At 57.1% G+C, this 15,975-nt stretch carries 12 protein-coding genes; 1 reads left to right on the top strand and 11 read right to left on the bottom strand.

All coding sequences use genetic code 11. The annotated features are described in order from the left end of the window. Positions 1 to 46 precede the first annotated feature (46 nt). Positions 47 to 3,772, top strand: coding sequence for a fibronectin type III domain-containing protein (locus IPP88_12115; protein MBL0123435.1), 3,726 nt, complete (start codon positions 47 to 49; stop codon positions 3,770 to 3,772). A gap of 272 nt (positions 3,773 to 4,044) precedes the next feature. Here the strand turns inward: IPP88_12115 and IPP88_12110 are convergent, their stop codons facing one another. The 11 genes from IPP88_12110 to IPP88_12060 all read right to left on the bottom strand — a co-directional run bounded on the left by IPP88_12110 (position 4,045) and on the right by IPP88_12060 (position 15,930). Continuing rightward, positions 4,045 to 5,067, bottom strand: coding sequence for a hypothetical protein (locus tag IPP88_12110; GenBank protein ID MBL0123434.1), 1,023 nt, complete (start codon positions 5,065 to 5,067; stop codon positions 4,045 to 4,047). 2 nt (positions 5,068 to 5,069) lie between these two features. After that, the gene (locus IPP88_12105; protein ID MBL0123433.1) at positions 5,070 to 6,020 is read right to left on the bottom strand and encodes a hypothetical protein; all 951 of its coding nucleotides are present in this window, start codon (positions 6,018 to 6,020) and stop codon (positions 5,070 to 5,072) included. Further along, on the bottom strand, positions 6,017 to 7,489 hold the full coding sequence (locus IPP88_12100) for a glycosyl hydrolase (protein ID MBL0123432.1): 1,473 nt from the start codon (positions 7,487 to 7,489) through the stop codon (positions 6,017 to 6,019). The genes IPP88_12105 and IPP88_12100 overlap by 4 nt, the downstream gene beginning before the upstream one ends. A gap of 34 nt (positions 7,490 to 7,523) precedes the next feature. Continuing rightward, the gene (locus tag IPP88_12095; GenBank protein MBL0123431.1) at positions 7,524 to 8,375 is read right to left on the bottom strand and encodes an endonuclease/exonuclease/phosphatase family protein; all 852 of its coding nucleotides are present in this window, start codon (positions 8,373 to 8,375) and stop codon (positions 7,524 to 7,526) included. 29 nt (positions 8,376 to 8,404) lie between these two features. Then, positions 8,405 to 9,916 (bottom strand): tryptophan 7-halogenase, encoded by a 1,512-nt coding sequence (locus tag IPP88_12090; GenBank protein MBL0123430.1) that lies wholly within the window; start codon positions 9,914 to 9,916, stop codon positions 8,405 to 8,407. Between the two features lie 78 nt (positions 9,917 to 9,994). Continuing rightward, complete coding sequence (locus IPP88_12085; protein ID MBL0123429.1) at positions 9,995 to 11,068, bottom strand: ABC transporter ATP-binding protein; 1,074 nt, start codon at positions 11,066 to 11,068, stop codon at positions 9,995 to 9,997. Between the two features lie 9 nt (positions 11,069 to 11,077). Continuing rightward, positions 11,078 to 11,968 (bottom strand): carbohydrate ABC transporter permease, encoded by an 891-nt coding sequence (locus tag IPP88_12080; protein ID MBL0123428.1) that lies wholly within the window; start codon positions 11,966 to 11,968, stop codon positions 11,078 to 11,080. After that, positions 11,965 to 12,801 carry a sugar ABC transporter permease gene (locus tag IPP88_12075; GenBank protein ID MBL0123427.1) on the bottom strand — a complete coding sequence of 279 codons (837 nt, stop codon included), beginning with the start codon at positions 12,799 to 12,801 and terminating at the stop codon, positions 11,965 to 11,967. Before IPP88_12075 ends, IPP88_12080 begins: the two co-directional genes overlap by 4 nt. 198 nt (positions 12,802 to 12,999) lie before the next feature. Further along, on the bottom strand, positions 13,000 to 14,238 hold the full coding sequence (locus IPP88_12070) for a carbohydrate ABC transporter substrate-binding protein (protein MBL0123426.1): 1,239 nt from the start codon (positions 14,236 to 14,238) through the stop codon (positions 13,000 to 13,002). 125 nt (positions 14,239 to 14,363) lie between these two features. Further along, positions 14,364 to 15,788 carry a beta-glucosidase gene (locus IPP88_12065; GenBank protein ID MBL0123425.1) on the bottom strand — a complete coding sequence of 475 codons (1,425 nt, stop codon included), beginning with the start codon at positions 15,786 to 15,788 and terminating at the stop codon, positions 14,364 to 14,366. Beyond that, positions 15,778 to 15,930: a hypothetical protein gene (locus IPP88_12060; protein ID MBL0123424.1), complete on the bottom strand. Its 153-nt coding sequence runs from the start codon at positions 15,928 to 15,930 to the stop codon at positions 15,778 to 15,780. The genes IPP88_12065 and IPP88_12060 overlap by 11 nt, the downstream gene beginning before the upstream one ends. Between the last annotated feature and the right edge of the window lie 45 nt (positions 15,931 to 15,975).

Genomic DNA, 15,975 nt, shown 5'->3' with positions numbered 1-15,975 from the left:
CGTCGGTGGACTGCGGAGACAAAAGCAGTGCCGCACAAAAATTGATGTGCATCAAGATGCGGCGCTGGTTACCTTTCCAAAGGTCAAAATTCCTCCCCGAAGTTTAAAAATCGACATCAGCCAGATAGATGGCTTTCACGGGACGCTAAAGATCGGTGCCGGAGATGCCGAAAAGGAAGTACGGACCTTTTACGTGCGGCAGGTCCATTTTCGGAGACCGCTCACCATGCGCAATACAGGCAACATGCAACGCGACCCGGCAAATGATGCTAAGCCGCCAGACAGCGCATCCCGCCACCTCTTGGTGCGGTTACTTGTAACCGTGTGGCTCGTCGCGACCGCGCTTATCAGCACGCCGTGCACCGCGCTCAGTTCCCAATTCCTGCAGAACGATTCGAATGCCTTGCAGATCATGGATGGCACGCCGTACAACATGAATGTCCCAGTTTGGCGGGCAAGCAACGGCAACATCGATCGCGGCAGCTTCGCCTACAAACTCTTTTCGGGTTTCCTGATGCTCGGCTACCAGACCGAGATGGGCTCACTGCGTGGACTCGACGACGAACACTTGCGGGTGCTTCACGCCTTCCAGGCGCGCGCCGGCCTGCCTGTTTCCGACCTCGTCACCAGCGCCTGCCTCACGCAGATGGACCAGTTTCTTGCCGAGCGTGAGCTGGTACTGGCGCCCATTGCCCTGACCTTTCCACTTTACGCAAACATGCAGCCGCTGCATCCGAACGACGTATCAAAGGACACTGTCGCCGCCATCTACGCGCTGCCGATGAATGCACTTCCCGCCAATTTGCAGATGTCCGCGTTTGAAATGGTGCAATGCATCTCGGGCCAATGTGTCGGCGCGATCCAGGACGCAAACGGCACACCGCTTTTCGCTTACTTCTACCAGAACATCTGGATCGACCTCGCCAGCGACTACCGGTTTGTCGCCGCATATTTCGATCCGCGTACAGACATGGGGCGGCAGCCGAGTGCCGCTCTTGATGTCGACACCTTGCTCCATGAGTACGGGCATTATCTCGACGGTACGTTCGGCGGTACGTATTCGCCAGCGCCGAAAAACCCCCTGCTTCCGCACTGGGGATTGATCGATACCACCGGTTTCTATGATATTTCGTACGATCTCTCGAGCTTCGCAAACGGCTGTGCCCTGCGTAAAAGCGACGACCCGAAAGACTGGATCTCGAAGTACGGATATGACCCGGGATACGGAGGCTGTGTCGCGCCAAAGCACAACCCGGCCGAAGAATGGGCGGAAGCATTTCAGATGTACGTGACCAGCGGACACGATTTCCGCGCCGCCGCCGCGCAAAGCGCCATGGTTTCGCGGAAGTACGACTGGCTCAAGACCAATGTTTTTTCCGGGCTTGAGTACGACACGGCACTGCCGCAGGGAACCAACGCCGGTTGCAATGATGTGTATGGCACCGCATCGCAACAGCCAGGCTACATGCACTGCGACGATGACTACGTATGGGATTTCACACTGCCAAGCGGCTACGTTGACGGCGCTTGTGGCGGGGCCAACGATGCATCCTACTGGACGGCGCCGACGCAAGGACTCTGCTTGCAAGGTGGCCCGTCCGCGCTGACCGGCAGTGGTCCATGGAGTTGGAGCTGTCAAGGCCTCAACGGTGGTGAACCGGCGGGTTGTTCCGCAAGTGTAACGGTCGTTCCAAGCATGCCAAACGCGGCGAGCGCAACAGCCGGCGATGCGCAGGCAAGCGTCACCTTTTCCCCGCCGACATACAACGGGACCAGCACAATCATCAGCTACAGCGCGATTTCGAACCCGGGCAACGTGACCGCTTCCGGTGCGGCAAGCCCGCTCACGGTCAGCGGCCTGACCAATGGGGTCGCCTACACATTCACTGTGACGGCGACCAATGGAGACGGAACTGGCGCGCCTTCGGCACCGACCAACATGGTCATCCCGAAGTCTGCACCGGACGCACCCATCATCGGCACAGCGACTGCAGGAACCAATCAAGCGACCATCACATTTTCACCGCCTTTGTCGAATGGGGGAAGCGTGGTCACCACTTACACGGCAACCTCGGCACCCGGCAATCTCACCGTGAGTGGACCGGCAAGTCCTCTCACGGTCACCGGCCTCATCGCAGGCATGACTTACACGTTTACCGTGACAGCGACCAACATCAACGGAACCGGCCCGGCATCCGCCCCGACCAACAGCGTCACCCCGCCGCTCTTCATGCTTCCACTGAGGACCGAGGTCACCACGACACCCGCACTGCCTCCAAACTGGCAGTCCCTGATCGGCATTCATGCCGACGCGGTCTGGCGCACCAATCCGGGGACGCTCTTCCCGGCGGGCGCCAATGCCAATAGCGGCAGCAATCTCGTGTACTTCAATTCCCACGATGCCGCGATGGGTGGCAGCGCAAGACTCGTTTCGCCGATGTTTTCGCTGGTCGGAATCAGCGGCGCCAAGGTCAGCTTCTGGATGTACCGCGACGCGACTGGCGCGCAAAGCGACAAGGTCGATGTCTACATCAGCACCAGTTCGAGCACGTCAGGAGCCACGTTGCTGGGAACGATCAATCGCTTCAAGGGCTATTCACCGGTTGTGGCGGAAACAGGCTGGTATCAATACGTCTACGACCTGCCGGTCACGTTCAGCGGAATGTCAAACTACCTCCTGTTCAATGGTTCGAGTTCGCTCGGCTACGACATCCATCTGGACGATATTCTTGTCGCCAAGCCGCCCGGTGCGCCGGAGATTGGGGGTGCGATATCGGGCGTGACCGAAGCGATGATCTCGTTTACGCCGCCCATGTCGGACGGTGGCGCGGCAATCGCCTACTACACCGCAACCTGCACGAGTACCACGCCATATGCCGCAATCGCCGCTTCATCGCCGATTACGGTGACGGGACTCCTTGCCGGCGACAGCTACAGCTGCTCCGTCACGGCGACCAATGCCGCTGGAAGCAGCCCGGCCTCCGCTTCAGTCAATACGATGACCGCGAAGTTGAGCCAGACGATTTCCTTCGGCCCCGCGCCAAGCATTTCAATTGGCGGGTCAGGGTTGGTATCCGCCATGGCATCGTCGGAACTCCCAACGATATTGACCTCGCAAACACCGACCGTCTGCACCGTTGAAGGAAACTACGTTACAGCGTTTGCGGGAGGAACCTGCACCATTGCGGCCGACCAGGCAGGCGATACCACCTTCAATGCCGCGCCGCAAGTCACGCAAAGCTTTTCCATCGTTTCAACACTGGCACTCACTGGCGTGCAATCGCGAAAAAACCATGGCGCCGCCGGTACTTTCGACCTGCCCATCGATACCAAACTCACCGCACCGGCGATCACCGTTGAATCCCGAACCATTGGCCCGGGCCATCAGATCGTTTTTCAGTTCGATGGCGTGATCACATCCGTAGGGAATGCCTCGGCTGCCGACTCGGCGAATAATCCGCTAACTGCCACGCCAACACTTTCGGAAACTGAAGTCACGGTAACTCTGACTGGCGTTGCCGACAACAAACGCGTCACGGTCACACTGACCGGCGTAAATGACTCGCTGACGACCGTCGCGACAGTCGGCTTCCTGGTCGGGGACACAGACGGTTCGCGCATACTCGACGCCTCGGACCTGAGTGGCGTAAAGGTTCGATCCGGGCAAGTCACGAATTCAACCAACTACAAGTTTGACCTTGATACTTCGGGCGCAATCAATGTTGCCGACATCGCGACCGTGAAAGCCCGCGTGGGGCTTATGCTGCCGTAGGAAGCCCGGGCAAACCAGCCAAAGTCAAGCACTGGCGGCGTTTTCCGAGGCATTTCGGTCTGGAAGGTGCTCCAGATATAGAGTTTCAATGTTTCAGATAGTCAAAGCTTGCAGCCTGTCGGACTCAAAGAATCGAAGCGAAAAAATGAGAAGGGCGAGGGAAGATTTTTCCGGCTTTCAAGCCAATGGTTGTTCCATTGGCGCAGAAAATCGGAAAAATCTGCACCAGCCAGGTCACTTTGCAGCCGATTCCCTTTAAGTCCGCCAGGCTGCTAGAACCCGTATACCTTTCCATCCGTGAGGCGTGGCCAGCGATCGGTACGAAACGGCGACGCCGGCAGCCCTTCACTATTGAAAAGATTGTTCTCCTGCGGGTTGTCCACCCAACCAAATCTTACGGCTCGCGGGCGCTTTACGTCAGCATTGGAAACGACAATCGTGTCGCGCCCGGCAACACGCGCCTCGGCCGGGCGGAACTGCCGTGCGCTATCGGCGATCGCGAAGCCCTGCAAACGATCCCCTTTGACGAGGAGGCCCTGGGCGACATTGGAGAAACGCAATTCCATCTGGTTACCAACGCGACGCGTATTGATGAGCGCAGGGCCACTCGCCTGCAATCGACGACCATAGGAATCCTTTAACGCGATGCGCGCAAGGCGCAAGCCGACTTCGCGTTTGTTTCGCGGATGGATATCAAAGGCATCACCGATGTCGGTGGCGACCGCCATGCCGGTATTGCGTACCGCCAGCGTCTTGCGCTGTGCTTCACGCAACTCGGCCCATGTACTGCCGGCCAGCGTATTTTTCTCCAGCGGCAAGAATGCCGCCAACTGGACGTAAAGGAAAGGAAAGTCACCCTGCCCCCAGCGCTTGCGCGTATCCGCAATCAACAGCGGAAACGAAGACTCATACTGTGCGGCCCTCGACACATTGCTCTCACCCTGATACCACAGCGCGCCGCGGACACCAAAGCCCACAAGCGGGTTGAGCATTGCATTGAATGCCAGCGAGGGCAGGTCGTTCACGTGGGGCGCCGCCTTTTCCATGGGCGCCTCAATGCGCGCTTTCCAGGGACCGGCCAGCCTCAGGACCTCCTGACCCAATATCAACTTCATGCTCGCTGCATCACCATGAAAACCGCCTCCACCGCCATTGTCGGTGACGCGCACGGCAATGACGTTGCGACCCGGGATCAACAACCCGGGCGCGAGATCGTACCGGCGCGGCGTATCCCAGGCACACTGCCCGCCAACCTTTTGACCATTGACGTAGGTCTCATCGCAATCGTCGATCATGCCTAGGTGCAGGCTTGCGCTTTTTCCGTTTGAATTGCGCTCAGGTCGACGGCCCGACGGTACCAGAGCTTGCCGTCGAAACCGTCCAGGCCTTGTGTTTCCCAAATTCCGGGTGCATTCAGTTCGCCCCAGCCACTATCCGGATAATCGCGGTCTTTCCACGCGATGGTGTTTTCGCTGCCAGTGAAATCAGCTTGCCATCGCTGCACCAGCGCCGTCGCGCGCGTGCGATGTTGGGCCACGTAGGCTTCTGGCGTTGCCGGCAGGCCGGGAAGCACCACACGAAGCTCGCGATGCGCCTGAATTGCTTCCCGGCTCATCCAGGTTTCGATGTTTGTGCCGCCCCATGAAACATTTATCAATCCGACCGGAACACCGAGCTCCTGATGCAGTTTTTGTGCGAAGTAGTACCCAATGGCGCTGAATCCACCTGCCGTATCCGGATGACTCGGTTGCCATGCCACCGTTTCAAGGTCGTCCATCGGTTGCATGGCGGTTCGATGCGGTATTTTCACATGACGGATTTGCGGGCGATTCGCGGCGGCTACCTCAGCAGGCCCGTCTTGCGAGTCCTTCAGCGCCCATTCCATGTTGGACTGCCCGGTACATAACCAGACTTCGCCCACCAACACGTCCCGCACCCGCAAGGTATTGTGACCACTGACAACAAGTTCATGCGGTCCGCCAGCGGCTTCCGGGTCAAGGCGCACGGCCCAACCGCCTTGATGATCCGCCACCACACGTTTCTGCTGCTTGCGAAAGGTCACCTCAATGGCTTCACCCGCGGACGCCCAGCCCCAGACGCGCACGCTTACCTCGCGCTGAAGAACCATATGGTCCCCAAAAATCCCATGCAATCGCACGTCCGCCATGGCGGAGAACGCCACCAACCCAAACAGCGGTGCGGCGATCATGCGCGAAAAAAAATCTTTCGAAAAGCGATAGCTGCTCACCGCGCCGGCGTCCACGTGAAAGTGGCAATGCTTTCTCGCGGCAACTCATAGTCAAATACCCGCCCATCGGCGCTCACCGAGAAACGCCGCGACGCCGAAGTCGAATTGCAGACAATCAGCGCAATCGATCCGTCATCCGCATTGCGGAAAGCAACCGTCTCGATGCCGTCAATGACAGCGGTGGAGTAAATGCGTTGCGCGCCCGGCCGCACGAATTTGCTGGCATGAGCGAGCGCGTAATACTCGATATTGCGCGTCACTTCACCATTCGCCGAGTTGATCGTAACCACGCCCCGGCAGTCCGTGCATCCGCCCAGGTGCGGACCATGATTTTCATCTAGCGCCAGATTCCACATCAGAACACCCTTGGCCCAGCCGCGTGTCGAGCCGATAACAAGATTACGCACAATCCATGGCAACGTCTCGGGCCACTGCGGTTTCCATTCCCCCCCCGAGCATTCGGTAAACCAGGCATCCTTGTTGGGAAAAGCATCGTGCACGGTTGCCTGCACGGCAACCTGCCCTGCATAGCAGTGCCACGCAACGCCGGAGACATAGGGATACGCAACGGGATCCGCAAGTACCGCCAACGGTGAACCAGGCTCATCCCAATTGTGGTCCCAGTCAATAAGTTGGGTCTTCAGTCCGCGCTTGGCCAACAAAGGCCCCAGGTGCTGGCCGATCAGCTTGGCGCGAGCGGGTGGATCCAGACGCATGCCGGGGTAGTCAGGCGGCTCGAAATGCGGTTCGTTTTGCAGCGTCAATGCGAAAACCGGCACACCCTCCGCAGCGTACGCCTCGATATAGCGAACCATGTACAAGGAAAACACGTCGTACATTTCAGGACGGAGAGTCCCCTTGATCAAACTCCCGGTCGTCTTCATCCACGCCGGGGGACTCCATGGCGAGGCCATTATTTGCAGCCTGGGATTGATCGCCAACGCCTGCTTGACGACTGGAAGCAGATCAGATCGGTTGGCCTCAATCGAAAAATGGGCCAGCGACATATCCGTTTCACTGGCCGGACGGTCATCCAACGAATAGTGCTGACGCGAAAAATCTGACGCGCCAATACTGAGCCGGGTGAAATCGAAGCCGATTCCGTCCGGACCGCGACCAAACAACTCCTGCAACAGTGCGTTGCGCTGCGCATCGGTCATGCGATTCTGGATCAACCAGGCGGACGAGTCGGTAATCGATGCACCAAAGCCGGCCATGGTCTGAAAACGCTGGGCCGGGTCCACATCGATGCTGGCGGTCTGCGCCGTGCGCACCGAGAATGCCAGTCCCACCTCGTGCGCGAGGAGACGCGTTTTATCACCCGTGGTAACCCACGTTTCAACGGAAGGCCCGGTTGCCGCGACAGGACCGCTAGCGGTGGGCGCACCTGCGGTAGAACCACAACCTGCGATAAGACTGGTGAGCAGCACCAGTGGAAATAGCAGCGTAGCGGGAATGAGAGTATTCATAAGTGATCTTCAATATCGCGGCTTGCCGTGTGAATCAGCGCAGCGTCACCCTTGCAACGACGGGCAAATGGTCCGAGGGGAAACGCGCACCGGCGGAATCGGTGAGCACGCCATACTTGAGCACCTTCACCCGCGAATTAATGAAGATGTAGTCGATGCGATCTTTCAATTCCGCATCGAGTTTGAAATCGTTAAATGTGCCAGCCGGACCATACGGCGGCGACTCGGACACACGGTAGGCGTCGATGAGCCCGCCCGCCATGATGGCGATCGGCTCCGATTCGGGCGTCGCATTGAAGTCGCCCAGGCAGATCAGCGGATGCTTACCGGCGAGTTCACGCATTTTTCGCAGCATCAAGTGCGCCGACTCACGTCGCGCCACCGTGCCCTCATGATCAAAATGCACCGAAAACACGTAGAAGACTTTGCCGGATTGCCGGTCGCGCATCATTGCCCAGGTGGCGAGACGATTACAGCAGCGCGCATCCCACCCTTTTGACGGCTTGTCGGGCGTTTCGCTGAGCCAGTAGTCTCCATGCCGCTCAACACTGAACCGCGCCTTTCGATAGAAGATCGCGGCATGTTCGCCACCGCGCTTGCCGTCGTCGCGCCCAACGCCCACATAGGCGAACCCCTCCATCGCGGCTAGGTCATCGATCTGATCGGGCAGGCCCTCCTGGGTGCCGAACAGATCCCATTCGTGGTAGCGGATGAGCGCCTTCACCGCATCGCGCCGATGCGGCCAGGCGTTGGCGCCATCTTCCGAAACATTGAGCCGCAGATTGTAGGTGGCCACATTGAAGGCTGGCTGCTGCTGTGACAGCGCAGACTGCATCGCCAACGCACAAAGCAAGATCCCCAGCGCACGCACGGCGGCATTTGCCATCCATGCCAGCCCACCCACGGGGGTTGGCCTCATGGCCGGTCAGCGGCGCAATGTGCAGCAATGAACTCGGCTTGCGTGGGCATGACCGCCACGCATTTCGCGATCACTTGTTCAACGTTGTCCACGAATTCCGCCACCTCATCGCTGGAACGCAGTTCAGCAAACGGATGATATCCCTTCGTCTCGATACGCTGACCATGCATTACCTGTACCCAGCTTAGTTCGGCGAACAGCTCAATGCCTTCGCGAAATACCCGGCCATTGCTGCTGTACAGGTCGATCTTGTGTTGAAGTGTCGCGGGAATGTCCATGTTCCGGCAATGATTCCAGAACGGTGAGTCGTCGCGCTGCGTCGCCTTGTAATGAAGGATGATGAAATCGCGGATGCGTTCATATTCAAACTGCGTCTGTGTGTTGTATTCATCTATGTCGGCCTGGTCAAACCCGGCGCTGGGGAACATGGCGACGGTTCGCGCAATGGCGGTCTGGATCAAATGGATGTTGGTGGATTCAATAGGCTCGAAGAACCCGCTCGACAGGCCGATTGCAACACAGTTCTTGTGCCATGTCCGATTGCGCCGACCGGGAACAAAGGGGATGTAGCGCGGCTCCGCCAGCTGCTTGCCATCCAGGTTGCCCAGAAGTATTGATGTCGCTTCATCCTGACTCATGAAGCGGCTCGAGTAGACGTGCCCGTTGCCGATGCGATGCTGCAGGGGAATGCGCCACTGCCAGCCTGCTGAATGGGCGGTCGAGCGTGTATACGGAATCAATGGTGTCACGGACTCGCAGGGTACGGCGATGGCACGGTCACACGGCAACCAGTGCGACCAGTCCTCGTAAGGAATATTCAGCGCCTTCCCGATCAGCAGCGCCCGAATACCGGAACAATCGACAAAGAAATCCCCGGCGATCTTTTCGCCGCTCTCCAGGACCACCGCCTCGATGAATCCATCTTCGGCGCGTTGCAGCACCTGCTTGACCTTGCCTTCCGTTCGAACCACGCCACGCTTTTCGGAATAGCCGCGCAAATACCGCGCATAGAGACTCGCATCGAAATGAAATGCGTTGACAATATCGGCCAGCGGCGATCCCGCCATCTCCGGCTGGGAGCGCATGAACTTGGCTTGCGTTGGCGCGGCGGTATTGATCGAATAGGCGCCCAGCTCCTTCGCTCGGCCCTCTTTGCGCATGCGCAACCAGTAGTGATGGAATGCTATCGCGTCAAGATCCTGGCCGAGCCTGCCGAAGCCGTGGATATAACTATCACCAATGGCGCCCCAATTCACGAACTCGATGCCGAGCTTGAAGGTTCCCTGCGTCATTCGCAGAAATTCATCTTCGTCAATGCTGAGCGCGGCATTGAACATTTTGATGTTCGGGATGGTAGCTTCGCCGACGCCAATACTGCCGATCTCGTCGGATTCAATCAGGCGCACCTTGTAGTCAGGCGTTAAAAGCTTTGCAAACGCCGCAGCGGTCATCCAACCCGCGGTCCCGCCGCCCACAATGACAATATTTCTCACCAGATTTGCTTTCATTCTCCCCCCACAATTATCCAAAAGTATTTAAAGCCGGCCTGCAAAAAGATTGCATGTTGGAACGCTCAATATTGCCGGTCATAGCCGCTGCTCCGTGATTTGGTCAAACAAGGATATTCGCCCACCATCAATCTCAAAATATACGTTATCTTCCAGACGGATTGCCTCCAGATCCTGAACGATTCCCGCCATGGTCTGCCCGAGGCAATCCATCCAGACCACGTGATGATTGCCCATGGACTCGATAAGTGAGACCACACCACGCATGCCAACCTGGGTCCCGACACGTATGTGCTCGGGCCGAATTCCAAGAATAACTTTCGTGCCGCTCGGGGATGACATTCTGAATTTGTAGGCAGAAACGTCCACGGTTAAGTTGGCGGATACAAACTTTATTTGTTGCCCGTCGGATTGAAGCGTGCCGGTGATGAAGTTCATGCCCGGTGCCCCCAGGAAACCTGCGACGAACAAATTATCGGGCCTTTCATATACATCGGCGGGAACGCCAATTTGCAGCACCTTGCCACCGCGCATCACGACCATGCGAGTCGCGAGCGTCATCGCCTCGGCCTGGTCATGGGTTACATAGATCATCGTTGACCGCAGTTGCTTGTGCAGAAGTTTTATCTCACGCCTCAACTCGGCACGAAGCTTGGCGTCAAGATTCGACAAGGGCTCATCAAACAGAAACACCCCCGCTTCTTTCACCAAGGCACGCCCAATGGCGACACGTTGGCGCTGCCCACCGGATAGCTGCGATGGCTTGCGTTTCAGCATGCTACCGAGCTGAAGCATCTCCGCAGCCCGATTCACGCGGCGTTCTATCTCCACCTTGGGCATACCTTTTATTTTCAATCCGAACGAAAGATTCCTCTCCACGGTCATTGTCGGATAAAGCGCGTAGGACTGAAACACCATGCCGATATTCCGCTCGCTTGGATCGGCCTCCGTCACGTCGACGCCACCGATTTCGATACTTCCAGACTGCGCGTCGATCAACCCGGCAACGGCATGGAGCAACGTCGACTTGCCGCATCCAGATGGCCCGAGCAATACCAGAAACTCACTTTCGGCCACATCGAGATCAAGCGCCGTGATGATCTCGGCACCTTCAATGGCAACGGTGAGCTTGCGGATACAGACTTTTGACATGGCTATCCCTTAACCCTTAACCGCGCCAGCAGTAATTCCGCGTACAAACCAGCGCCCGGACAGGAAGTAAATGGTCAGTGGCACGAGCGAGGTCAGGATGGTGGCCGCCATGTTTACGTTGTAGAGGCGCGCCCCCGTCGTGGTGTTGATCACGTTATTCAACTGGACCGTCATCGGCATGTTTTCGCGCCCCGCGAAGACAAGCCCGAGAATGTAGTCGTTCCACACGCCGGTCACCTGCATGATAGCCGCGACAACGATAATGGGCGTCGACATAGGCAGGATGACTGCAACAAAGATCCTGAAGAACCCGCCACCATCCACGCGAGCCGCCTTGAAGAGTTCTTCCGGGATCGACGCGTAATAGTTGCGAAACAAGAGCGTCATGATCGGCATGCTAAAAATAAGATGGATCAACACGATACCCGGCAAAGAGCCGAACAGGCCCACGCTGCCGAGCACGCGCACCAGGGGAAACATCATTACTTGCACAGGAATGAATGCACCCAACATGAGCGCGCCAAATAGAATGTTTCCGCCACGCGGCCGCCACATTGCGAGCGCATAACCGTTAACCGCTCCCACCAAGATAGGCAAGATCGTACTTGGGATGACAATCATCACGGAATTCCAGAAGCCCCCGCGAATGCCCTCGCACGCAACGCCCGTACAGGCATCACTCCAGGCCAGGCGCCATGGTTCAAATGTCACTTCCACAGGCAGGGAAAAAATGTTCCCCAGCCGAATTTCTTCCATTGGCTTGAAGGAGGTTGCCAGCATGATGTAAAGCGGGGCAAGAAAGAACAGTGCCGAGCAAACGAGAAACACGTAAACGCCAATTTTTCCCGGCTGCAGCCACCTGCGCCGGGCGTGGCTTTGCAAAGGGTGTGCCTGACTCATTGGCTGCCAGCGCGCTTCAAAGCCCGGCTGCGGGCATACAGAATTGGCGCCACAATGGCTATTACGGTCAACAGCATAACGATCGATGCTGCCGAGGCCAAAGCAATGTTTGCCCGTCCAAACAAATGATCCATGATGAATTTTGTGGGGACTTCGCTGGCCGTACCCGGGCCGCCCTGCGTCATGGAAACAACGGAATCAAACAGCTTGATCACAGCGGTGCTAAGCAGCACGAACACTGTTGCGATCGTCGGGCCCAGCATCGGCAGGACAATTGACACGTATACGCGCCACGCGGGAATCCCGTCAATACGGGTAGCCTTCCAGATATCGTCGTCAATACCACGCAGGCCCGCGAGAAACATGGCCATCACCAGCCCTGCCGCCTGCCACACGGTGGCGATGACGATGGTGTATATGACCATATCCTGATTGACGATCCAGTCAAATGTGAAGTCGGGAAAGCCCATGCGACGGACGGCATCCTGAATGCCGCTGCCTGGATTCAGGACCCATTGCCAGACGAGGCCGGTCGCGACGAAAGACATCGCATAGGGATAGAGAAAAACCGTGCGCAAAACGCCTTCCCCGGCAACCTTTTGGTCGATGAAGATCGCCAGTAGCAGACCAATAATCATTGTCGCGAGGATGAAAATCACGCCATAGAGCGCCAGATTCTCGAGCGAAAGTAACCAGCGATCATTGCCAAACAGTCGCACGTACTGGGCCAGCCCAACAAAATCATCGACGGGAAACGTCCGGGAACTGCTGACAGACACCTTCAAGGTCCAGATCGCCGTGCCCAGGTAACCGACGATGACCGTAATTGCCATCGGTACCAGCGCTGTCCACGGCACGCTCTTCTTGAAGATGTTCGCGTAGCTTTGCCTCACCGCATTCACCCGAGATGCCCCGGCGAGCCAGATCGATGAGCCTTTCCCCGGCTCCGCGCATGGCAAATGTCGACGCACGCACAGCGAGAATCGCAATCGACGCCACCCATCGGCAGGCTCCTCACCTTTCGGACACCGCTATTGTCCATCCTTGAGCGCAGCCAGAATGTCGCGCTGCACTTTCTCAATGGCGATATCTTTGTTCCAGTAGGCGGTCAGAATGTCGGCAAGCGCGCCGTTCTGGTCGGGACTCAAATAGATTTCACCATTGCCAAGCTGCCGCGATTTGTCTTTCATGATCTCGAGCCCTTGTCTGGCGCAGAGATCCATTTTGGACGAGTCGACGTCCGTCCGGATCGGGAGTGATCCCTTCTTGATGCTGAACTGCACTTGTGTGGCAGGCGCCGTAATGACACTCGCCATCAGCATTTGGGCTCTTGCGGCATTGGGATCCTTGGATTTCGGAAAGACGAAGACATCTCCCTGAATGATGTATGGCGAATTCGCCCCGAAGCCCGCGATACAGCCAAAATCCCGGCCCGGCACTTGATTGGCATTGGAGAATTCACCCTTCGCCCAGTCTCCCATGATCTGTATTCCTGCCCGCCCGGTAATAAGCAGCGCGGTCGCATCATTCCAGTGGCGGCCGGGGGCGCCATTGTCAACGTATCCGCGCAAGCGTTTGAACGTGACTAGTACCTTTTTGAACGCCTCCGATTTCACCGCAATCGGATCACGGTCTCGCAGGATTTTCAGGTACAACTCCTTTCCACCCAGATTGGCAAGAATTGCCGTAAAGAGAATATTTTCTTGCCAGGCCTGTCCTCCATGGGCGAGAGGAATGATTCCAGCGGTTTTCAGTTTATCCAGCGCCGCAAAAAGCTCATCGACCGTTTTGGGTTCACCCGTGATGCCCGCTTTCTTGAAGGCGGCCTTGGAGTACCAGATCCAAGTCGGCATATGAATGCTTACTGGTGCGGCGTAAAAATGACCTTTGACCCGAACCACATTCAGCACGGTTTCCGGAAGAAATTTTTCCCACCCGTCTTTGATCGCTACCTGATCGACATTGTTCAGAACGCCCTGCTCGACCATATCAAGAAATTGCTTCGTGGTATTGAACTGGGCTGCGGTCGGCGGATTGCCGCCTACGATGCGATTGACGGTAACCGAGCGTGCCTGTTCGCCTACCGCGATCGCCGTATCAACCCAAACACCGCCTGCGGATCGATAGGCTTCGGCGATCGTCTTGACCGCCGCTGACTCGCCACCGGATGTCCACCAATGGATGACTTCTGCTTTTGGGGCATCTGCATGTACGCCGGAACAAAATGCAATGGCCATGAGCGCAACGGCTGCAACCTTCGCTTGATTCATATTGACACTCCCCTCTTCCATCCTGTTATTCGCGCAAAGGACGCGCAGCGGGATGACATCATGCATCCGCCAGCTGAAAACTCTTCACTTTCAGCATATTTGCCGTGGGAAACAAGGGGTTCACACTACGTCGGCGCATGCGTGACACCCTCGGAACGCGGCGGCAATTGCGCCTGCTGGTTCGATGGGGCCTTCAGGAATGCGCGAAACCACTTGCCGCTTTGTTTGAGCCTGCGTTTCTGTGTAAGAAAATCAACATGAATCAAACCAAAGCGTCGAATATACCCTTCCGCCCACTCGAAATTGTCCAGAAGACTCCACGCAAAATAACCCTTTAATGGAATCCCGTTGTCCAGTGCGTCTCTTACGGCATTCAAATGCCGGGCCAGATATCGGCTGCGCGAAACGTCCTGAATACTGCCATCGGCGGCAACCACATCATCGTACGTTGATCCATTCTCGGTTACGTATATCTGCGCGGGTGCATAGTCGTTTGTGACGCGCCTAAGCAAAGTTCCCAAGCCAACCGGCGAAACTTCCCAGCCAAAGGCGGTTCGCTCCACATTTTCCGGCGTGACGACGCGCGTTGAAATCGGGCTTTCCCCAGGCGCGTTCGCCACTGTCTCGGGAAAGTAATAGTTGATTCCCAGAAAATCGGTAGGCACCGCGATCGCTTTCAGATCGCCCGCATGCACCGATGGCGCATCCTTGCCACAGACCGCCCAAATATCTTCCGGGTACCCACGGCCGTAAAGAGGATCAAGGAACCATCGATTTCGCAAGCCATCATGACGAATCATTGCGGCACGGTCTTCCGCGCTACCGGTCGCCGGCCTCAGCGGGTGGAGGCTGAGCGCGATGCCTACCTGTGCGTCGCACGCATTCGCTTTGATAATTGGCACCGCAAGGCCGTGCGATAGCAAAACGTGGTGGCAAACTTGCAGTGCAGTCCTCCAGTCCTTGGTACCGGGCGCGTGTACGCCTTCGAAATGCCCGAGAAAGGCTGTACACCAAGGCTCATTGTGGGTAATCCAGCGCTTGACGCGACCGCCAAGGTGGCGACTCAATACGTCCGTGTACTTTGTGAAGGCCTCGACTGTATCGCGATTGCGCCAGCCCCCCTTCTCCTGAAGAGCCTGCGGCAGATCCCAGTGATATGTCGTGGCCCATGGTTCAAGCCCACGCTCCAAAATGCCATCGACGAGCCGCGAATAGAAATCGAGGCCCTTGGAATTTGGCTGCCCGCCACCCCCATCTGGAAAGATTCGCGGCCAGGCAATGGAAAATCGATACGCGTTTAGGCCCATCTCCCTCGCCAGGTCCAGATCCTCCGCCCACCGATGATAATGATCGCAGGCTACCGCGCCGCTGGATCCGTCACGAATTCGGCCAGATTGCGCGCAAAATCTGTCCCAAATAGACTCACCACGACCATCCTCACTGACAGCCCCCTCGATCTGATACGAAGACGTTGCGCAACCCCACCGAAAATCGGCGGGAAATTCGCGTCGAAATAACTTGGGCACATCAACAATCTTGTCACTTGTCATGAGTTCTTTCGACTCGAATTGCCGTGCGGCAGAGTTGTTGCTCGCGATGGCGCGTTTTTAAGATGTATTCAGCGACGGCATCGTAAGCGATTGGCGACGTGCCGCCATGTCGTTGAACCGCGCGAATTTTCAACTTGCGCATTGATGTTACCGCATTTGTGGAAAGGTTTCCATATGTTGCGTACAT

The sequence above is a fragment of the Betaproteobacteria bacterium genome, from assembly GCA_016720925.1.
Classification (GTDB): Bacteria; Pseudomonadota; Gammaproteobacteria; order Burkholderiales; family Usitatibacteraceae; genus UKL13-2.
This window is presented reverse-complemented; position numbering and strand designations above follow the sequence as displayed.